Source organism: Phenylobacterium sp. (assembly GCF_036963605.1).
Taxonomy (GTDB): Bacteria; Pseudomonadota; Alphaproteobacteria; order Caulobacterales; family Caulobacteraceae; genus Phenylobacterium.
The window spans coordinates 51,604-71,316 of record NZ_JBALUY010000001.1; the positions used below are offsets into that span (position 1 = coordinate 51,604).

At 68.5% G+C, this 19,713-nt stretch carries 16 protein-coding genes; 4 read left to right on the forward strand and 12 right to left on the reverse strand.

From position 1 onward, the window contains the following. Nucleotides 1-30: 30 nt before the first annotated feature. On the reverse strand, nt 31-1,683 hold the full coding sequence (locus tag V7702_RS00260; protein ID WP_335648140.1) for a sulfatase-like hydrolase/transferase: 1,653 nt from the start codon (nt 1,681-1,683) through the stop codon (nt 31-33). A 159-nt stretch (nt 1,684-1,842) separates the two neighbouring features. On the opposite strand from V7702_RS00260, the gene V7702_RS00265 reads away from it, so the two are divergent. Beyond that, nucleotides 1,843-4,044, forward strand: coding sequence for an arylsulfatase (locus V7702_RS00265; protein ID WP_335648141.1), 2,202 nt, complete (start codon nt 1,843-1,845; stop codon nt 4,042-4,044). Nucleotides 4,045-4,113: 69 nt separating this feature from the next. Further along, on the forward strand, nt 4,114-5,046 hold the full coding sequence (locus tag V7702_RS00270; protein WP_335648142.1) for a phytanoyl-CoA dioxygenase family protein: 933 nt from the start codon (nt 4,114-4,116) through the stop codon (nt 5,044-5,046). 18 nt (nt 5,047-5,064) lie between these two features. Here the strand turns inward: V7702_RS00270 and V7702_RS00275 are convergent, their stop codons facing one another. Further along, nucleotides 5,065-5,910, reverse strand: a complete 846-nt coding sequence (locus V7702_RS00275) for a universal stress protein (RefSeq protein ID WP_335648143.1) — start codon at nt 5,908-5,910, stop codon at nt 5,065-5,067. Nucleotides 5,911-6,003: 93 nt separating this feature from the next. After that, on the reverse strand, nt 6,004-7,248 hold the full coding sequence (locus V7702_RS00280; protein WP_335648144.1) for a hypothetical protein: 1,245 nt from the start codon (nt 7,246-7,248) through the stop codon (nt 6,004-6,006). A gap of 203 nt (nt 7,249-7,451) precedes the next feature. Here V7702_RS00280 and V7702_RS00285 point away from each other — a divergent pair, with 203 nt between their 5' ends. Then, complete coding sequence (locus V7702_RS00285) at nt 7,452-8,969, forward strand: CehA/McbA family metallohydrolase (protein ID WP_335648145.1); 1,518 nt, start codon at nt 7,452-7,454, stop codon at nt 8,967-8,969. Nucleotides 8,970-9,093: 124 nt separating this feature from the next. Then, on the forward strand, nt 9,094-9,720 hold the full coding sequence (locus V7702_RS00290; protein WP_335648146.1) for a DUF1134 domain-containing protein: 627 nt from the start codon (nt 9,094-9,096) through the stop codon (nt 9,718-9,720). A 34-nt stretch (nt 9,721-9,754) separates the two neighbouring features. Here the strand turns inward: V7702_RS00290 and pheT are convergent, their stop codons facing one another. The 9 genes from pheT to V7702_RS00335 form a co-directional block, all read right to left on the reverse strand. Next, nucleotides 9,755-12,187 carry a phenylalanine--tRNA ligase subunit beta gene (gene pheT, locus V7702_RS00295; protein ID WP_335648147.1) on the reverse strand — a complete coding sequence of 811 codons (2,433 nt, stop codon included), beginning with the start codon at nt 12,185-12,187 and terminating at the stop codon, nt 9,755-9,757. Between the two features lie 114 nt (nt 12,188-12,301). After that, entirely contained in the window at nt 12,302-13,411 is a 1,110-nt protein-coding gene (gene pheS / locus V7702_RS00300) for a phenylalanine--tRNA ligase subunit alpha (protein WP_335648148.1), read from the reverse strand. Between the two features lie 122 nt (nt 13,412-13,533). Next, the gene (gene rplT, locus V7702_RS00305) at nt 13,534-13,890 is read right to left on the reverse strand and encodes a 50S ribosomal protein L20 (RefSeq protein WP_293321438.1); all 357 of its coding nucleotides are present in this window, start codon (nt 13,888-13,890) and stop codon (nt 13,534-13,536) included. A gap of 17 nt (nt 13,891-13,907) precedes the next feature. Next, complete coding sequence (gene rpmI, locus V7702_RS00310) at nt 13,908-14,108, reverse strand: 50S ribosomal protein L35 (RefSeq protein WP_293321436.1); 201 nt, start codon at nt 14,106-14,108, stop codon at nt 13,908-13,910. A 146-nt stretch (nt 14,109-14,254) separates the two neighbouring features. After that, nucleotides 14,255-15,469 carry an MFS transporter gene (locus V7702_RS00315; RefSeq protein WP_335648149.1) on the reverse strand — a complete coding sequence of 405 codons (1,215 nt, stop codon included), beginning with the start codon at nt 15,467-15,469 and terminating at the stop codon, nt 14,255-14,257. Beyond that, nucleotides 15,466-16,680 (reverse strand): MFS transporter, encoded by a 1,215-nt coding sequence (locus tag V7702_RS00320; protein ID WP_442958376.1) that lies wholly within the window; start codon nt 16,678-16,680, stop codon nt 15,466-15,468. Before V7702_RS00320 ends, V7702_RS00315 begins: the two co-directional genes overlap by 4 nt. 195 nt (nt 16,681-16,875) lie before the next feature. Continuing rightward, nucleotides 16,876-17,397, reverse strand: a complete 522-nt coding sequence (gene infC / locus V7702_RS00325; protein WP_304713508.1) for a translation initiation factor IF-3 — start codon at nt 17,395-17,397, stop codon at nt 16,876-16,878. A 110-nt stretch (nt 17,398-17,507) separates the two neighbouring features. Further along, entirely contained in the window at nt 17,508-18,500 is a 993-nt protein-coding gene (locus V7702_RS00330; protein WP_335648151.1) for a glycosyltransferase family 9 protein, read from the reverse strand. Continuing rightward, on the reverse strand, nt 18,500-19,663 hold the full coding sequence (locus tag V7702_RS00335) for a glycosyltransferase family 4 protein (protein WP_335648152.1): 1,164 nt from the start codon (nt 19,661-19,663) through the stop codon (nt 18,500-18,502). The genes V7702_RS00330 and V7702_RS00335 overlap by 1 nt, the downstream gene beginning before the upstream one ends. Between the last annotated feature and the right edge of the window lie 50 nt (nt 19,664-19,713).

Below are 19,713 nucleotides of genomic sequence, written 5' to 3' on the forward strand. Positions count from 1 at the left end.
GGACGACTCTCGACACCTCGGCGCGCGCCATCAGCCGGGCCAGTAGACGAATTCGTCGGCCTCGGTGGCGGGATCGCCCAGGGTCTTGTCGACCATCACCGGCACCGAACCGACATTGGGGAACAAGGGCCCGCGGCCGGCCGCCTGGTGGGCCGCCAGCAGGGCCTTCAGCTCGCCCACCTTCTCCGGATTGGACGCCGCCAGATTGGTCTGCTCGGTGGGGTCTGCGGCCAGATGGTAGAGCCAGTCCTTCTTGGGCAGGTCGGAGGTCTGCAGCTTCCAGCCCTGGTGCAGCACGGCGCGATAATAGCCGCTCTGCCAGAACAGGGTCTCGTGCGGCGCCCGGCCGGGGCCTGCGCCCATCAGCCAGGGCGTCAGGTCCACCCCGTCGATCACCCGGTCGCTCGGCGTCTGGGCGCCGGCCGCCGCGGCCAGGGTCGGCATCAGGTCGATATGGGCCACCGGATCGCTCAGCTGCGAGCCCGGCGCGATCCGCCCGGGCCAGGAGATGAACATCGGCGTGCGCAGGCCGCCCTCGAAGAAGGTCATCTTCCATCCCCGGTAGGGCTGGTTGACCTCGGGCAGGCCGATATAGCCGGCCCCGCCATTGTCGCTGGTGAAGACCACGATGGTGTTGTCGGCCAGACCCTGGGCCTCGAGGGCGGCCATGATCTTGCCGACGCTGCGGTCCAGCGCCAGCATCATGGCGCCATAGACCCGCAGCCGGTGGTCCTTGATCTGGGGCAGGGCGTCATAGTCGGCGCGGGTGGCCTGCAGCGGGGTATGCACCCCCCAATGCGCCAGATAGAGCAGGAACGGGCGGTTGCGGTTGGCCTCGATCACCTTCACCGACTCCTCGGTGTAGTAGTCGGTGAGATAGCCCCGCGGGGCGAACATCGGCCCGCCGTTGAACTTGGCGGCCGCCTGCATCCGCGCCCAGAGGAACCTGTCGATGGGGTCGAAGTCCACCTTGGCGTTGACCACATTGGGGTCGTCCTCGGGCAGATAGAGGCCGCTGGCCATCAGCAGACTTTCATCGAAGCCCTGGGCGTTGGCGCTGAATTCGTCAGTGTCGCCCAGGTGCCACTTGCCGATGTGGACGGTGTGGTAGCCGCGGGTCTTGAGCACCTCGGCCAGGGTGATCTCGCTGCCCGGCAGGCCTTGTTCGACCATTGGCGGCGTGTTCTTGGCCGCCTCGGCGTCCCGCAGCATCGGGTGGGGTCGCGAGCCGTCGTTGTAGAACATCTCCAGAATACGGGTCATGCCGTCGGGGGTCGGGGTGAACTCGAAGCCGTGCCGGGTGGCGTAGCGCCCGGTCATGATCATGGCCCGCGAGGGCGCGCAGGTCGCCTGGCCGGCATAGGCCTGGGTCAGGTTGGCGCCACGGGCGGCCAGGGCGTCGATATTCGGCGTCTGCACGAGGCCCCCGGCGATCCCGCCACCGAAGGTGCTGATGTCGTTGATCCCTAGGTCGTCCGCAAGGATGACGATGACATTGGGCGGGCGATCCCCGCCGACCGCCTGTGCGGGCCCCCGATCCCAGATGATCTCCTGGTTCGCGGCGATCTCCTGCTTGCCCAGATTACCCACCAGGAAGAGGAGGATGGACTTGTAGTTGGCCGCCCCCAGGCCGATCGCCACCACGAGAGCGGCCGCCAGGCCGAGCCAGATCTTCCGCGCCATCGTCGCCTCCCCAGGCATCTGTTATATTGGCACGCTACACGCCAAAGTGTGCGCCACTCAAGTTCTTTCCCCGGCCGTCGTCTCGACCACTGCGCCATGGACGAACGCCGTCGCCTCGGCATATTATGGCATATCAAGTGCAATATTTTGGGGGCTCAGATGTCGGCCAGCACGATCCTGGGGCGCATGGCGCAGGCCTATAGGTGGTTCTGGCGCGGGACGCTGGGACTCATCTGCGCCGTCCTGGCCGCCGTCCCCGCGTCGGCCCAGCCTGAGGCCGGGCGGCCCAATATCGTGCTGATCCTGGTGGACGACGCCGGCTATACCGACTTCGGCGCCTATGGGAGCGAGATCGCCACACCGACCATCGACGCTCTCGCGGCCCGCGGCGTGCGCTTTTCCAACTTCCACGCCACCCCCATGTGCGCCCCCTCGCGCGCCATGCTGATGACCGGCGTCGACAGTCACACCGCCGGCGTCGCCAACCTGCCGGAAACCACGCCCAGGGCGCACCGGGATCTGCCGGCCTATCAGGGGCGCCTGGCGCCAGGCGTGGAAACACTCGCCACCCGCCTGAAGCGCGGCGGCTATCGGACCTACATGGCCGGCAAATGGCACCTGGGCCACGGTTCTGGCGACCTGCCCGACGCCCACGGCTTCGACCGGTCCTTCGCCATGGACGCCACGGGCGCAGACAACTGGGACCAGCGGTCCTACTTCCCCCTCTATGAGCGGGCGCCCTGGTTCGAGGACGGCCAGCCGGCGACCTTGCCGAAGGACTTCTATTCCTCCGCCTTCCTGGTCGACCAGATGATCGCCTATATCGACGGCGCGCAGGGGGCGGAGGCGGCTCGTCCCTTCTTCGCCTATCTGCCGTTTCTGGCCATCCATATTCCGGTCCAGGCGCCGGAGGCCTTCGTCCGCAAGTATGAGGCCGCCTATCTGGATGGCTGGGCCGCACAGCGCGCCCGGCGTCGGGAGGGGGCGATCTCCTCGGGCCTGATCGCCGCTGATACGCCCATGGACCCCTCGCCCGGCAGCGTCTCCGACTGGAATGCCCTGACGCCCGACGAACAGGCCCTGGCCGCTCGCTCCATGGCGGTCAACGCCGCCATGCTTGAGGCCATGGATCACCACCTTGGCCGGCTGGTGGCCCATCTGAAGGCTCGCGGCCAGTATGAGAACACCCTGTTCGTAGTCCTGTCCGACAATGGCCCTGAGGCGGGCGACCCGACCGTCCATCCGCTGTTCCGCGCCTGGATGCGGCGACAGGGCTATAGCCAGGAGGTCGAGACCCTCGGCGGACCCGGAACCTACGGCGCCATCGGTCCTGGCTGGGCCAGCGCCGCGGCGGCGCCCGGCGCCCTCTACAAGTTCTATGCGGGGGAGGGGGGCTTGCGCGTGCCGCTGATCCTGGCTGGCCCCGGTCTTCCGCAGGGCCAGACCGAGCGCGCCTTCACCCTGATCTCCGACATTGCGCCCACCCTGCTGGACTTGGCCGGAGTCGCCGACACCGGGCCGCCCATGCACGGCCGCAGCCTGGGTCCGGTCCTTCGGGAACAGGCCAGCGCCATCTATGGGCCGCGGGACCCGGTGGGACTGGAGGCGGCGGGCGAGGCGGCGTTGTTCAAGGGGGACTACAAGCTGACCCGCAACGCCGGCGCCTGGGGCGATCCATCCTGGCGGCTCTACGACATCGTCCGCGATCCTGGTGAAACCCGGGACCTGGCCGCTGAACAGCCTGCGAGGTTCGCCGAGATGCTGGCCGACTATGACGCCTACGCCAAGGCCGTCGGCGCGGCCGAGATCCCGGAGGGCTTTTCCGCCGACCGGCAGGTGGCGGCCAACCTCGGGCTGCATATCCTCGCGGATTTCCGCACCCCGCTGCTGGCGGGTCTAAGTCTGATTCTGCTCGTCGTCGTCGCGGCGGTGCTAGGCGCCCGTCGCTACGGCCGCCGCCAGCCGGAGCGAGCGGCGCGCCTGGGCAGGATGATCATGCGAGGCCTCCTGGGCGCGGTGGGCGTGCTGTTCGTGGCCATCGCCCTGCGCATCTGGACGCGTCCCGAAGCCATGGCCGCCACCCTGGGCCTCGCCGCCCAGAGCCCGCTTGGCCTGGCCACATTGCGCGCTGACATGGGCGCCTTCTTCGCCGGCGGCGGGCTGTTCGTCCTGGGCGCCGCCCTGCGCGCCGAGCGGCGCTGGCTGGCGCCGGCCCTGGTGCTGCTGAGCCTGGCCCTGGCAGGGCGGGTCGTCAGCCTGCTGGCCGGCGGCTGGGACCTGATGTCGCTCCCGCCCATGGTGCTGGAGGCCCTGCTGATCCTCATCTTGGCGTTTGGTTGGCGTGGCCTCAGGCCCGCCTGAGCCGGCCCCTATAGTTAACGCTATCTTCAGGGGAGCCGGGCGAGGATTTCGGGCATCCTGGGAGGCCCAATGACCGCTGTTCGCGCTCCAACCCCGGTTGCCGGTCACCCCGCGATCGACGATTTCGCCCTGGATGGCGTCCACGTCTTTGAGGATCTGGTGGACCCCGCGGCGGCGGCGAGCCTTCTGGCCGAGATCCGCGCGACCCGCCCCTTCGACCACCGGCTGTTTCTCAGCGAGGCCGAGTTCGACGCCGATCCGCAGTATGTGGGCGTCAACCCGCGGCCGGGGCGCAATCTTCTGGAGCGCTTCGAAGACCGGCTGGGCTTTGTCGATCAGGCGCCCCACATCGCCTCGGCCCTGCAGGCCCTGCTGGGCGAGGGCTATGAACTGCTGAACCGAAAGGTGGTCTGCGGCGTGCCCCAGACCGCCGTGCCGGACTGGCTGCGCCAGCGGATTCTCGGCAATCCGGTGAACAATCTCGGCGCCTATGTGCGGCCGGAATACCGCGATGTGACCTATTTCTACGGCATCGACTTCCACCAGGACCTGATCGACTACCGTGACCGGCCGGCCGATTTCCTGACCCTCTACGTCTATCTCCATCCCGTGGGACCGCAGGACGCGCCCCTGTTCCTGCTGACCGGCAGTCACCGCCTCGGGGGCACGGTGTTTCCGCACGACCTTCAGCGGGACGGCGCGGACGCCTGGACCTACCGTGACGGCCGCGGGCGCGAGGTGAAGACGCATCAGCGCCTGCTCACCGGCCCGGCGGGATTTGCGGCCATCTGGCACGCCTGCACCCTGCACGGCACCCAGCCCGACGCCGCCGATCACGAGCGGATCTCCCTGCGCTATCTCCTGGCCCGCGGCCATGGCCCTGCAGGCATCGACGCGGTGAACGCCCGCCTCGCGGGACCGCTGTCCTTGCCGCAGACCCGCACCGACCTCGCGCCGGATGGCCGCGCGGCCGTGAAGGGCAATATCGTCAACCAGGTCTGAGCCCCGGCTCAGCCGTCTTCAGTGGCTGAGCAGGAGGTAGCGGCTGGGCTCGTCCAGCAGCGTACGGGTCACGCCGCCGAACGCCCACTCCCGCAGCCGGCTGTGGCCATAGGCGCCGGCCACAATCAGATCAGCACCCAGGGCGTCGGCGGCCTTGTTCAGTTGGTCGACTACGCCGGCCTCCGGCACGACGCTCACCTGCGCCTGAGCCGAGAGGCCCCGATCCACGAGATAGGCGGCCACGTCCTCCACCTGAGCCTGCACGGCGCCTTGCTGATCGGCGCTGCAAACCCCCACGACCAGCACCTGGTCGGCCCGGTGCAGGAAGGGCAGGGCGTCGGCCAGGGCGCGCCGGGCCTCCCGGGTGTCCTTCCAGGCCACGACGATGCGCTTGCCGTTCAAGGGCTTGGCCTGGTCGGGCATGATCAGCACCGGGCGGCCGCTGCGCATCACCACCTCGGCGGGATCGGCGGCGTGGAAATGGTTCTGACTTGGATGGGCGGATACGATGATCAGGTCGCACGCCCTGGCGCTCGCCGCCAGGGCGTGGGCGGGCATGTCGCGGGCCTCGCGCCACTCGCGCTCTACGCGGGAGGCGAGATGATCGAAGCTCGCCCTGGCCGCGCTCAGGTCGGCCTCCACCTGCTGGGTCATGGCTGTGACCCATTCGGCGGTGTTCACGCCGCTATAGGGGGTGGCCAGCAGAGGTTCGACCATCTCGGCGCCCAGTCCGATCAACCGGGCCTCCAGCTCGCCGGCCAGGGCGACGCTCGCGTTCAGCCGGCTGGCCGAGTCCTCGCCTGGCCCCACATGGACAAGAAGGGCGCCGATGGCGGGCGGGGCGGCTTTGGAAGGGGCGGGCATGGCGATCTCCTGACGTATGGCCGGTCCGGCGTCAGGATACTGAGGGCGCCGACGCCCTTCGCCATTGATCTGAGTCAGCCCGTGGTGGCGTTGTCAGGCGCTGGCCCTGTGCAGGGCTTCGGCCGGAGACGGCACGGGCAACTGGTCCACCGGCCAGGATCGCCCGCCCATGGGCCTGGGTTGCAGGCGGCATACCGCCGGCCCGGTGATGAAGGGCAGGTGCGCCTCCAGGGCCAGGTCCAGCTCCCGCGGGTGCCGCACATTGGTCACGGCGGGCCAGATCCGACGGCGCTTATAGGCGTCGATCTTGCTGATGAAGCGCCGCAGCACGATGAGCCGCCGCTCCGGTTCTGCCTGGGGTAGGACCAGGGTGACGCTGGTCACCGCCTCCGCGTTGAGCTGCTCGATCTCGAAGGCTGGGTCCCGGGTTCGCAGGTCGATGGCGCTGAAATGCTCGTCCAGGGCTTCGTGCAGCTGTTTCAACGCCTGGAACGATGGGGCGCGGGGAACGTCGTAGACGGCCGCGGACAGCCGCCGCCGCTCGGAATGCGGCAGGATCGACAGCACCTCCGCATAGGCCGCCCGTCTGGAAGGTCGCAGCAGGGTCGAGAACGAAACCGGCAGGTAGAGCGGGGTGTCAGCCTGGGCCTCGGCGAGGAAGGCCATGGCGGCGATCACGCAATCGGCGTCGAAGGCCGCGGATTCGGGCGGGAGATGCTCCTCGCCGTCAACCAGGCTGTAGCGGGTGCGCGAATCTCCGGGCGTGCTGCTGATCACGTCGCCGACGAAGATCTGGCGGGCGGGATAGTAGATGCCCTGCAGGCCCTCCACATTCGGCTCGCGTTCGCGGAAGGGGGCCGGGGGTCTTGGGCTTCGGGTTTCGTCTTCAGCCAGATTCGAGCCGTCGGGCGGCGGCAACTGCAGGCGGCTTCCATCGGTGGCGATGCGGCTCAGTCGACCGCCCTCCGGAGCCGCCGCCGGATCGACCATGGCCCGCTCAAGCTCGCCGTCGCCCAATTCGGCGAACTTCGCCATGGCCGCGTCTTCGCCTTCGAACAGCAGGACCGTGACCTTGGCGCTTTCATCATTGGTCGCGCCGAACAGATGCGCATGGAGTTCGGCCGACAGCCGGCCGAGCTCGGCGGTGTCCAGTTCTGTCGCCGTGGGATCGTTAAGCAGGAAGGCGTAGGGGTTCAGCGCCGAGAATTTCCGTGGCCACGCCCAGCGCACTTCCAGAAAGGCGCTGGTGAACTTGGCCACAAGCGCGCTGAACATGGCTTCAGACAGGCTGGTCTGCTCGGAACGAACCACAACGCGCAGACAAGCCAGGGCCGACACGGACGTACTCCTCCAAAGAGGAATAGCCTCGCAGGACGGAGTGAAGGGGCCGTTAGCGGGGGAGGGCGCCAAGCTGCTCCGTTGTCGCAGGCGGCGCGCCAAGACGCCGGCTGCATCGGATTGCGGGCTGTTCTTTCTCCAGATTGGCGTCGATGCTGGAGTCGTGGGGCGGCGCAGGCTCGGTGAACCCTCGGGAGGCGGACATGGGCCGGTTTCAGGTCGCAGGCGCGGGCGCGTGGATCGTCGCCCTGGTGATGGCTCTGACCGCCGCGCCACCCTTCGCCGCTGCCGAGCGTCGCGCCGACATCCGCCTAGAGGGGGAACTCAGCCGCCAGAATCACGAGACCTATGTCGAGTTGCCCTTCGCGGTGCCTCCGGAGACCGGGCGGTTGACGGTCGTGTTTCGGCATGACGGCGCGGGCGACCGCACGACAATCGATCTTGGCCTGCGCGACCCGGACCGCTTCCGAGGCTGGAGCGGCGGGGCGCGGGATCGTTTCACCGTGGCCGAGACCGATGCGACGCCGGCCTACCTGCCCGGCCCACTCCCAGCGGGAACCTGGAACCTCGTCCTGGGGGTTCCCAACCTCCGACCGGGGGTGACGACGACCTATGTCGCCGAGATCTGGCTCGATCCCCAGGGCGCGCCTTCCGTGGGCCTGACAGAGGCGCCCCTACGGCAAGGCCCGGCCTGGTGGCGCGGCGACCTCCACGCCCATTCCGGCCACAGCGATGGAAGTTGCCGCAGCCGGCTTGGCGTGCGCATCCCCTGTCCCGTCTTTCGCGTCGTCGAAACCGCCGCCGCGCGTGATCTCGACTTCATTGCGCTTACCGAACACAACGCCGTCTCCCACACCCAGGCGCTGCGGGAGTTGCAGCCCTATTTCGACGACATCCTGCTGATCCCGGGCCGCGAGCTGACCACCTTCCAGGGTCACGCCAATCTCCTGGGCCTGACCGCGCCCCTGGAGTTCCGACTGGGCGCGCCGGGAGCGGCCGATCTGGACAGGGTGCTGGACAGGGCCGGGGCCCTGGGCGCGACCGTCTCGGTCAACCACCCGCGCATGCCGTCGGGCGAGGCCTGCATGGGGTGTGGTTGGCAGGCGGAGATCGACTGGTCGAAGGTTCATGCCATCGAGGTTCTGAATGGCGGCGCCATGGCCGCGTTCGGGGGCCGCGCGGAGAGCCCGCTCAGCGGCGTCGGCTTCTGGGAAGGCCTGCTCGATCAGGGCCACCGACTGACCGCCATCGGCGGAAGTGACAGCCACGACCCCGACCGACCGGTGGAGGCGCCCGGCGCCCTTGGGCGGCCGGCCACGGTCATCCATGCCGCCAGCCTCTCGCAGTCTGACCTGATGGCCGGCCTCCGGGCGGGGCGTGTCTTCATCGACCTTGGCCATCCCGGCCTGAAACGGCTTGACCTGGAGGCGGCCGCCGCCGGGCGCACCGCGCTGATGGGCGGCGCTCTGGACGCCCCGGCCGGCGCGTCTATCGCCTTCCGCGTCGCCATCGAAGGCGCCTCGGGCGCGCGGATCGAAGTGGTCGAGTCGGGTGGAGTCCGTGAACTGCTGCCCGCCCAGGCCGGCGAACAGATCGATCAGACCTTCACCCGCCGCAGCGACGGCCAGCGCCGCTGGCTCCGGATCAACCTGCGGGACGAGAGCGGCTCCCTGCTGGCCATCGGCAACCCGATCTATCTGAACTGGGGCGATGCGCCGTAGGTCGGAACCTGGGGGATGTCAGGGCCGCCTCGGTCAACCAAACATGCTTAATCGGGGTTTAACCAAGCTGCCCCATTCATGCCTTCGAGAGACGGGACGATCCCACCGTCATCAGGAGAACCACATGGACCGTCGCAAGCTGATCGTAAGCGGACTGGCGGCGGCCGGCTCGGCAGGCCTCGCCAGCTGCGCCACGGCCCAGCCGACCCCCCAGGGCGCGCCCCTGCCCGAGCAGGACCCCAACTACCCGGCCGAGGCCCAGCAGGCCGCGACCTATTCCCGCGATGAGATCGTCAGGGACGTCTCGGACTTCATGGGCGTGACGGCAGAGGCCGCCGGCGGCGCGGTGGAGCGCATCTTCGCCGAGAACGGTCAGCCCACGGGCTATATCGCCGGCGAGGAAGGCTCAGCGGCCATCGCCATCGGCGCCCGTTATGGCCGTGGCCTGCTCTATATGAAGAACCGCCAGACCCAGGAAGTGTTCTGGCAAGGGCCTTCAGTGGGATGGGATTTCGGCGGCAACGCCAGCCGGGTCTTCACCCTCTGCTACAACCTGCACTATCCGGACGCCATCTATCAGCGTTTCCCGGGCGTGGAGGGCTCGGCCTATCTGGTGGGCGGCCTGGGTGTGAACTACCAGAAGGCCAGCGACATCATCCTGGCGCCGATCCGGGCCGGCGTCGGCCTGCGCCTGGGCGCCAATATCGGTTACCTGGCCTATAGCCGGCAGCGGAACCTCTTCCCGTTCTAAGGCGTCGGGCGCGGCCGTCGCTGCGCCCCTTGTCCTAGCTTCGCAGTTTCGCGCCCACGGCCTTGGCTGCGGCGGCCACGACCTTGGCCGACAGCTGCTCGATCTCGGCTTCGGCCAGGGTGTGGTCCTGCGGCTGGACCAGGATCTCCACGGCCAGGGACTTCACGCCCTCGCCAAGCCCCGGACCGCGATAGACGTCGAACACCCTCGCCTGGGCGATCAGCGCCTTGTCGGCCCCGGCCACGGCCCGGATCAGGTCACCGGCCGCGACGCCTTCCTCGACCACAAAGGCGAAATCGCGGCTGAGCGGCATGTAGGGTGACAGCGCAAGGGCGGGCTTGGTCTTCACCGCCTTCCGCTTGCCTTCGGGCAGGGCGTCCACATTCAACTCGAAGGCCAGCATCGGGCCGGCCACGTCCAAAGCCTTCAGCACTCGCGGATGCAGCTCGCCGAACTCCGCGACAATGGTCTTGGGGCCGAGCTGCAGGCGGGCCGAGCGGCCAGGATGCCACCAGGACGAGGTGGAGCCCTGGGCGGTCTGCAGGGCCGGCGCGCCCAGTTCCTCGAGCAGGCCCATGAGATCGGCCTTCAGGGCGAACAGCGGATCATCGCCGCCGCCGTCCCACCGCCGCGGCGAGTGGGGGGCGATGAGTCCTGCGACCACGACCGACTGGCCCTCTGGCGTGTCGTCCCGATAGATCGGGCCGATCTCGAACAGGGCGACGTCGGCGAAGCCCTTGCGGGCGTTGCGGCCGGCCGCCTCGATCAGGTTGGGCAGGGCCGAGGGGCGCATGCAGTCCAGGTCGGCCGAAATCGGGTTGGCGATCATCAGCGCGCCGCCGCCGCCGCCGAACAGGCGCGCGGCTTCGCGCGGCAGGAAGCTCCAGGTGATGGCCTCGGCATAGCCCAGGGCGGCCATGGCCCGCCGGGCGGTGCGCATCCGGCCCTGGCGCAGGCTCAGCACTCCGCCGGCCGGGCGGGGCATTTCGGGCAGGGGCTCGACGGGCAGGGCGCCATAGCCCTCGATCCGAGCGACCTCCTCCACCAGGTCGGCCCGACCCTCCACGTCGCGACGCCAGGTGGGCGGGGTGACCTGTGCGCCGTCCACGGCGAAGCCCAGGTCCGTCAGAATCTGGTCGATGCGCGTATCAGCCAGGGAAAGGCCGGTGAGCTGACGCACATAGCTCCGATCAAATGTGATGGGGCCTGGCGCGGCCGGCGCCTCGCCGGCGACGACGACGTCCGAGGCCTCGCCGCCACACAGGTCGAGGATCAGCCGGGTTGCCAGCTCGAGGCCATCGACCACGAAGCCCGGATCGACCCCACGGGCGAAGCGGTACTGAGCGTCCGAGGTGATGCCGGTGGTCCGGCCGGTCTGGGCGGTGCGGATCGGATCGAACCAGGCGCTCTCCACGAAGACCTCGGTGGTGTCCTCCGAACAGCCGGTGCTCTCGCCGCCCATGACGCCGCCCAGGCCCACCGGGCGCTCACCGCCGGCGTCGGCGATGACGCACATCTCGGAGGTGATGTCGTAGGTCTTGCCGTCCAGGGCGATCAGCTGCTCGTCCCGGTGCTCGGCCGGCGTCGGCTCATCGGTGTGGGCCGGGGCGTTCGCATCCCGGCCGGCGCCCAGCCGGGCGACAATCACCTCACCCACCAGCTTGGCCCGGTCATAGACGTGCAGGGGCCGGGCGCGGTCGTAGGAGATCAGGTTGGTGATATCGACCAGTGTATTGATCGGGCGCAGGCCGATGGAGATCAGCCGGTGCTGCAGCCAGGCCGGCGAGGGGCCGTTCTTCACGCCGCGGATCAGCCGGCCGGCGAAGATCGGGCAGGCCTCGGGGCTGTCGAGACGGACCGAGACCGGGCAGGGGAAGGCGCCCTTTACCGGGACGACCGAGATGTCCTTCAGCGTACCGAGGCCGGCGGCGGCCAGGTCGCGGGCGATGCCGGCGACGCCCAGCCAATCGGGGCGGTTGGGGGTCACCTCGAAGTCGATGACGGCCTCCAGGCCGAGCGCCTCGGCGGCTGACGTCCCGACGGCGAGATCGCCGGGCAGCTCCATGATCCCGTCGGACTCCTCGGCGGTCTCGAGCTCGGAGGCCGAGCAGAGCATGCCGTTGGAGACGACGCCGCGCACCGGGCGCGCCTCGAGCGTGATGCCAGAGCCGGGCACATAGGCGCCCAGCGGCGCATAGATGGTGGTCAGGCCGGGCCGGGCGTTGGGGGCGCCGCAGACGATCTCCTTGCGGCCATCCTTGGTGTCCACCTGGCAGACCCGCAGCCGGTCGGCATTGGGATGCTGCACGGCCTCGACGATCTTGGCCACGGAGAAGGCCGCCAGCTTGGCCGCCGGATTCTCCACATGCTCGACCTCCAGGCCGGCCATGGTCATGGCCTCGACCACCTGATCGACGGTGGCCTGGGTGTCCAGGTGTTCCTTGAGCCAGGAAAGGGTGAACTTCATCGTGTCAGCTCGTCAGGTCCGTCCCCTCCTGCGAGGGGGCTGGGCAAGCTGCGAATTGGGTCTCGCGCTTGCGCCGGGGGGTGGCGTCGGTCTTGGAGACGCCTCGAATGGTGATCAGCTCAGTCCCGTGGCCGGGTTGGGCATGGCGAAGGGCGAAAAGCCGTAGTGGCCCAGCCACCGGGCGTCGCCGGCGAACATGTCGCGCAGATCGGGCATGCCGTATTTCAGCATCCCCAGCCGATCGACGCCGAAGCCGAAGGCGAAGCCCTGCCAGACTTCGGGGTCCAGGCCGCAGTTGCGCAGCACATTGGGATGCACCATCCCGCAGCCCACCACCTCCAGCCAGTCGGTCCCCTGACCGATCTTGATGTCACCGCCGGAGCGGTCGCACTGGACGTCCATCTCGGCCGAGGGCTCGGTGAAGGGGAAGTGGTGCGGCCGGAACCGACTGACCACGCCCTCGGTCTCGAAGAACCGCGAGATGAAGGTCTCCAGCGTCCATTTCAGGTGGCCCATATGGACCGCCTTGTCGATGACCAGGCCTTCCATCTGATGGAACATGGGCGTGTGGGTGGCGTCGGAGTCGCAGCGATAGGTGCGGCCGGGCACCACCACGCGGATCGGCGGCTCCTGGCCGGTGGCGACCCAGGCCGGGACCTTCTCGTTGATCTGGCGCATCACCCGCACCTGCACGGGGCTCGTGTGGGTGCGCAGCACCTTGCGTTCACCGGCCTCGTCGGCGGCCATGAAGAAGGTGTCGTGCATCTCCCGCGCCGGGTGCTTGGGCGGGAAGTTCAGCGCGGTGAAGTTGTTGAAGTCGGTCTCGATGTCCGGCCCTTCGGCCACCGAGAAGCCCATCTCGGCGAAGATCGAGACCATCTCGTCCATCACCTGCATGGTTGGATGGACGCTGCCCCGGCGCCTGGGCGGGGCGGGCAGGGACAGGTCGACGCCCTCCGCGGCCAGGCGGCGGTCCAGCTCGGCGGCTTCCATCTGCGCCTTGCGCTCGGCGATGCGGCCGGCGACAGCGTCGCGCAGGCCGTTGATCAGCGGGCCCTGCTCGCGGCGTTCGTCCGAGCTCATCTTGCCCAGCGACTTCAGGAGCTCGGAGATCTGGCCGCTCTTGCCGAGGGCTGAGATGCGGATCGCCTCCAGGGCGGCGGCGTCGGGCGCGGCCTCTACCTGGGCGATCAGGTCGGTCTTGAGGGTGTTGAGGTCGGTCATGGCCTGGGTGCTCTATCGCGTGGTCGTATCGGCGGGAAGGGCGCGCAGCAAAAAGCCCTCCGACGGCGACGCCGGAGGGCTTCTCGTAAGATCGGAGGAGAGCTGGAAGCTCTCCGCAATCCTTAAGCCAGCGCGGCGCGAACCTTGTCTGCGATGGCCTTGAAACCGGTCGGATCATTGCCCGCGATGTCGGCGAGCACCTTACGATCCATCTCGATCCCGGCCTTGTCGAGGCCGAAGATAAAGGTCGAATAGGTCATGCCTTCCAGGCGCGCCGCCGCGTTGATCCGCTGGATCCACAGCGAGCGGAAGTTACGCTTGCGCACCTTGCGGTCGCGATAGGCGTACTGGCCGGCCTTGTCGACGGCGGCCTTGGCGGTCCGGATGGTGTTCTTGCGGCGGCCGTAGAAACCCTTGGCCTGCTCGAGAACCTTCTTGTGTCTGGCGTGGGCGACCACACCGCGTTTAACGCGTGCCATATCTTATGCGCTCCCGATCACAGGCCGTAGGGCAGGAAGGTCTTGATGATGCGGGTATCGGCCGCGCTCATGACCTTGGTGCCGCGGTTCTGGCGGATGTACTTGCTGTTATGGCTGATCAAGCGGTGGCGCTTGCCCGCGACGCCGGCCTTGATCTTGCCGGTCGCGGTGAGCTTGAAGCGCTTTTTGGCGCCTGACTTCGTCTTCAGTTTCGGCATTTCACTTGCGGAGCGCCAGGCGCCCCGTCCTCTGGCGTATTGATGAGCCGTCCTGGCATGCCTGTTGGCCAGACGGCTCCGAAGGGGCGGGTGCTTACGCCAAGCCCGGACAAAAGGCAAGTCCGCGACCGCTGGCCGGCCTCCACTCAGGCCCGGCGATCAGCGACCTTGGCCATGATCTGCAGGCACAGCCAGATGGCCGGCAGGATCAGCAGGGCCGTCAGCGCGAACGGCGCCCCCGGCGCCACCAGCGAGAAGAGCTGGCCGGCCAGGACCGGGCCGCCGATGCGGGCCAGCGCGTTGTTGGACATGTTCAGGCCCAGCACCTCGCCCTGTCGCTCGGACGGGGTGGCCATGGAGATCAGGGCCACCAGATTGGGGAAGGTGATCGACTGGCCGAAGACGACGATGGCCAGGCCCAGCACCGCCATGGGCCAGCCTATGGCGGCGAACTGGGTCACCATGCCCACGAACATGAGGCACAGGCCCGCCAGCAGGACCCGGCCCTCGCCATAGCGGCGCACCAGCAGCCCTGTCAGCGAGCCCTGGGCCACCACGCCGATGACCCCGGCCAGCATGAAGGCCAGGCCGATCTGCTGCGGGCCCCAGCCGAAACGGGCCTCGGTCCAGAGCCCGTAGGTGGCCTCGATCCCGGCGAAGCCCGAAATGGTCACGAAGCTGATCAGGAAGACCCGCAGGATGACGGGGTCGGCCAGGGCCTGTCGCAGGACCGCCCCCCGCGGCGGGGCCGGCGGCCGCACCGCGTCCTTGGCCTGCGGAACGATGGTTTCGCGCATGAACAGGAAGACCCCGAGCGCCGAGGCCAGGCCGAAGGCGGCGGCTGCATAGAGGGGGATCTGGAAGCCCGTCGGCCCAAGCTCCGGCCGGGCCAGCAGGCCCCCCAGGGCCGGCCCTACCATGAAGCCCAGGGAGAAGGCTGATCCCATGATCCCCATCCGCCCGGCGCGCTGCTGCGGCGGGGTGATGTCGGCCAGATAGCCCTGCAGGGTGGAGATATTGCCGGACAGGAAACCGCTCACCAGCCGCACGGCGAGCGCCGTCCAGATGCCGGGCGCCAGCGCCAGGGCCACATAGGCCAGCGCCCCGCCGGCGGTGGTGAGGATCAGCACGGGTCGCCGCCCGATGCGGTCCGACAGCTTGCCCCAGAAGGGCTCGCCCAGGAACTGGCCCACCGAGAAGGCGGAGAACATCAGGGTGATCTGCCAGGCCGGCGCATCAAACGCCTGGCCGAAGAAGGGCAGGAGCGGGATGACCAGGCCAAAGCCGGCCATGTTCAGGAAGATGACCGACAAAAGGACGATCAGCGCCCGCGGATCATCCTTGGGCGCCTCGGAGGTCACGGCCGACTGGCCTCGGCTTCAGCCAGGTCGTCAAGCTGGGCTTCCATGGCCGGGGCGCGCCGACTGGCGGCCAGGGCCAGCCATATGGCCGGCGCCAGCATGAGGGCGGCGAGGAAGAAGGGACCGCTGATGGAGATGCCCGCAAAGGCAAGGCCCGCGCAGAAGGGGCCGACCACCCGCGCCAAGGCGCCCATGGCGTTGTTCAGCCCCAGGATCTGGCCGGTCCGGCTGGGATCGGCGGTGCGGGAAATCAGCGCGCTGACATTGGGGAAGGCCACCGACTGACCCACCGCCATGCAACACATCAGGGCGATGACCACGGTCCCGTTCGGCGCAAACGGCTGGGCGAGCGCGCTGACCAGGGTCAGGCTCATGCCGACGGCCAGCATCGGGCCTTCGCCATAGCGCTCAGACAGCCGGCCGGTGACGAACATCTGGGTGGTCGCCGCACAGACGCCGACAAAGGCGAAGCAGACGCCGATCTCGCGGGGCCCCCAGTCGAACCGCGCCTGGGTCCAGAGGCCGAAGATCGATTCCACCCCGGTGAAGGCGAAGCCGACCATGAAGGTCAGCAGCATGAGGCGGCCCACCACAGGATGACCGACGGCCTCGCCGATGGCCGACCAGCGGCTGGGCTGGTGCTCGAACACCTCCTGGCGGGCGCGGCTTTCACGGATGAACATCAGAATCGAAAGGGCCGAAGCCGCCGCCAGGCTCGAGGCGATCAGCAGCGGCAGGCGGAAGCCCAGGGGGCCGGCCTCCGGATGGGCGAAGATGCCCCCGACCGACGGGCCGACGATCAGGCCGACATTCCACGCCGCCCCCATGTGGGACATGCGGCGGGCGCGCTTTTCCGGCGGCGTGACATCGGCGATATAGCCCTGGATCACCGATCCGTTGCCGCTGGCCAGGCCGCCCAGAAACCGGACTCCGAGCGCGATCCAGACATTGGGGGCGAAGGCCAGGGCGAGATAGCACAGGCAGTTGCCGGCGATGGTGCTGATCAGGATCGGCTTGCGGCCATAGCGGTCCGACAGCCGGCCCCAGAAGGGTTCGCCAAAGAAGGCGCCTGCCGAATAGGCCGAGAAGATCAGGGCGATCTGCCAGGCCGGGGCGTCGAACGACTTGGCGTAGAAGGGCAGCAACGGAACGATGATCCCGAAGCCCAGCATATTGATAAAGATGACGGCGATCAGCGACGGCGCGGCCATAGCGGACGGAGTCGCCGCGCTACGCGCAGTCTTCGACATGGCGGGGTTGTTAGGCGTAGCCTTGAATTCCGGCAAGGCCCCTCGTCGCCAGATTTTCTGAGGCCTGGATAAATCTCCCTCGTCCCTTTGATCGGGGCGTCAAAAAAAAGGCCGGCGTCGCCGCCGGCCCCTCTTCGGTCTCAAGGGTCTCTGGGTCTAACGCGGCGCCAGGATCATGATCATCTGGCGGCCCTCCATCCGGGGCTCGTATTCTACCTTGGCGACTTCCTCGAAGTCGGCCTTGACCTTCTGCAGCAGCTTCATGCCGAGTTCCGGGTGGGCCAGTTCGCGACCGCGGAAGCGCAGGGTGACCTTCACCTTGTCGCCCTCCTCGAAGAAGCGATGCATCGAGCGGGACTTCACCTCGTAGTCGTGGGTGTCGATGTTGGGGCGGAGTTTGATCTCCTTGATCTCCACCACCTTCTGCCGCTTGCGCGCCTCGTTCTTCTTCTTCTGTTCCTGGAACTTGAACTTTCCATAGTCCAGAATCTTGCAAACGGGCGGATCCGCGTTGGGCACGATCTCCACCAGATCGAGGCCAGCTTCCGCGGCTGCTTCCAGAGCAGACGACGTGGGCATCACGCCCTGCTTCTCACCCTGCTGATCGATCAGCAGGACGCGCGGAACACGGATGTCCTCGTTGATGCGCGGCCCTTCCTTTTGGGGCGGCGCTTGCATGGGGCGGCGAATAGGCAAAGCTCCTAAGTCTGTTTCAGTGACGAACGTCGTGGACGCGCGCAGGCGCGCTCACCGAACGACAGACTATATGACGATGGCGCCGGACGCGATCAAGCATTCGCCCCGCTTGGAAACCGCGTCAGGGCGCGGACGGCCTGCATCACCTGAGCGACCGGCATGTCGGCCAGGTCCTGGGCCTGCAGGGCGGCCACATGCCCCCGGGGCGCCGAGAGGATCGGATCGGAGGCCTTGGAGAACAGCACGATGGTCGGCGGCCCGGCGGCGGCGGCCAGGTGAACCGGCCCGGTGTCATTGCCGACCACCAGGGCGGCGCGGGCGCCCAGCATGGCGATTCGAGCCAGATCTGTGCGTCCGGTCAGATCGCGGGCCTTGTCGACCGACTTCTGAATGGTGCGCGCCAGGGCGCTTTCCTGGGGGCCGCCGACCACGACGATGTCGAAACCGCCGACATAAAGCTCGCGGGCCAACCGGGCGTAGCTCTCGATGGGCCAGCGCTTCTCCAGCCGATGCGCCGAGCCGCCAGGCGCCATCAGCACATAGGGCCTAGCCTCGATGCCGCCGGCCACGGGGCGCGGGGCCTCGACCTTTCGCAGGATCCACGAGACGTCGGGCCCTGGGGCCGAGCCGGGTTCCGTGGGCGCGTCTGGCCATATGCCGGCGGCCCTCAACTGGTCGGCATGTCGCTCCAGGGTGTGCATCTGGTCGCGCCGCGGATTGCGATGGGGCAGGGCGCAGCCGGTGGCGATCCCCGACCACTCCGGGGCGAAGGGCCAGAGGCCATAGAAGATCATGCTCGACCGGGACGAGGTCTGCAGGTCGTAGACGCGGTCGTAGCGGGCCTTGCGGAGGCGTCCCACCAGGGCCAGCCATTCGCCGGCCCCCTCTGGCCGCCCGTCGGTCTCGACGGCGTTGAAATAGGGGCAGAGCTTGGCCAGCCCTTCAAAGGGCGGAGTGGTCAGCAGGGTGATCTGCGCCTTCGGATGGGCCTGGCGGATCTTCTTGGCCGCCGCCAGGGCGAGGATGAAATCCCCCATGGCCGAGAGCTTGACGACCAGAACCTTCTTGATCTCGCGAGAGGCCATCAGGCGCGCGCCTCCAAAACCTGCTGATAGGCCTCAAGGGTGGCGGCGCACATGGCGTCCACCGAATAGAGTTGGCGCGCCCGGTTGGCGGCGGTCGCGCCCATGGCGGCCAGGCGGCCAGGGCCAGCCTCGATCGCTCGGGCCAGGCCCGCAGTCCAGGCGTCCACGTCGCCGGGCGGGACGAGCCAGCCGGTTTCACCGGGAAGCACCGTCTCGATCATGCCCCCCAGCTGAGAGGCCAGCACCGGCCGTCCCATGACCTGGGGCTCTACCGCTGTCCGCCCGAAGGACTCCGGGACGATGGACGGCAGGATGGCGACGTCGGCCAGCAGATACGCCGCGGGCATGTCATCGCAGTGACCGACCAGCCGTACGCGCTCGCCCAGCCCAGCCGCCTCGATCTGGGCCTCCAGCTCGGCGCGGTAGGCCACCCGGCCCTGGTCGTCGCCGACCAGGATCAGGCGGAAGTCGTCTCGACCCTCCGCCTTCAGCCGGGCGAACGCCTCGATCACCGGCCCATGGCCCTTGATCCGGGTCAGGCGGGCGGCCAGCAGGAAGGTGGTGCGGCTAAGGTCGGGCGCAAGGTTCCACGCCTGGCGCAGGGCCTCCACCCGCTCGGGCGTAACCCAGTTGGGATTGAAGCGCTCGAGGTCTACGCCGCGGGGGATGCTGACGATCCGGGCCGGATCAAGCTGATGTTCAGCCAGCACGTGGTCGCGGGTGAAGTCGGAATTGGCGATCACCAGATCGCCCCGGGTCATGACCGCATTGTACCAGCGCTTCAGGCTGGAGCGCGCATTATAGACCCCGTGATAGGTGGCCACGAAGGGCGTGCGGGTGGCCTGGGCGGCCCACAGGGCCGAAAAGGCCGGGGCGCGGGACCTAGCGTGAATCAGGCTCACCTTTTCGCGGCGGATCAGGTCCGCCAGTCGCGCGGCGTTGCCCAGCATCACCAGGGGATTCTTGGTCTGCACCGGCATCTCGGCCAGCCGACCGCCGTCCGACTCCAGCCGCGCAGCCATGCGACCGCCGCGGGTGGCCACCAGCGCCTTGCCGCCGGCCCGCACCACAGCGTGGGCGACATCGATCGTGGTCTGTTCGGCCCCGCCCGTGTCGAGCTCGGGCACGACCTGCAGAAGCGTGAAGTCCGGGGGCAATGTCACGGCGCCCTCCATAACGCAGAACACGGCTTGGTAAACCCCGCACCACCCTG

Bases quoted from the DNA above. Each gene is read 5' to 3' on its own strand.
- V7702_RS00260 (WP_335648140.1), bottom strand. From the start codon at position 1,683: ATGGCGCGGAAGATCTGGCTCGGCCTGGCGGCCGCTCTCGTGGTGGCG.
- V7702_RS00265 (WP_335648141.1), top strand. From the start codon at position 1,843: ATGTCGGCCAGCACGATCCTGGGGCGCATGGCGCAGGCCTATAGGTGG.
- V7702_RS00270 (WP_335648142.1), top strand. From the start codon at position 4,114: ATGACCGCTGTTCGCGCTCCAACCCCGGTTGCCGGTCACCCCGCGATC.
- V7702_RS00275 (WP_335648143.1), bottom strand. From the start codon at position 5,910: ATGCCCGCCCCTTCCAAAGCCGCCCCGCCCGCCATCGGCGCCCTTCTT.
- V7702_RS00285 (WP_335648145.1), top strand. From the start codon at position 7,452: ATGGGCCGGTTTCAGGTCGCAGGCGCGGGCGCGTGGATCGTCGCCCTG.
- V7702_RS00290 (WP_335648146.1), top strand. From the start codon at position 9,094: ATGGACCGTCGCAAGCTGATCGTAAGCGGACTGGCGGCGGCCGGCTCG.
- pheT (WP_335648147.1), bottom strand. From the start codon at position 12,187: ATGAAGTTCACCCTTTCCTGGCTCAAGGAACACCTGGACACCCAGGCC.
- pheS (WP_335648148.1), bottom strand. From the start codon at position 13,411: ATGACCGACCTCAACACCCTCAAGACCGACCTGATCGCCCAGGTAGAG.
- rplT (WP_293321438.1), bottom strand. From the start codon at position 13,890: ATGGCACGCGTTAAACGCGGTGTGGTCGCCCACGCCAGACACAAGAAG.
- rpmI (WP_293321436.1), bottom strand. From the start codon at position 14,108: ATGCCGAAACTGAAGACGAAGTCAGGCGCCAAAAAGCGCTTCAAGCTC.
- V7702_RS00320 (WP_442958376.1), bottom strand. From the start codon at position 16,680: ATGGCCGCGCCGTCGCTGATCGCCGTCATCTTTATCAATATGCTGGGC.
- infC (WP_304713508.1), bottom strand. From the start codon at position 17,397: ATGCAAGCGCCGCCCCAAAAGGAAGGGCCGCGCATCAACGAGGACATC.
- V7702_RS00330 (WP_335648151.1), bottom strand. From the start codon at position 18,500: ATGGCCTCTCGCGAGATCAAGAAGGTTCTGGTCGTCAAGCTCTCGGCC.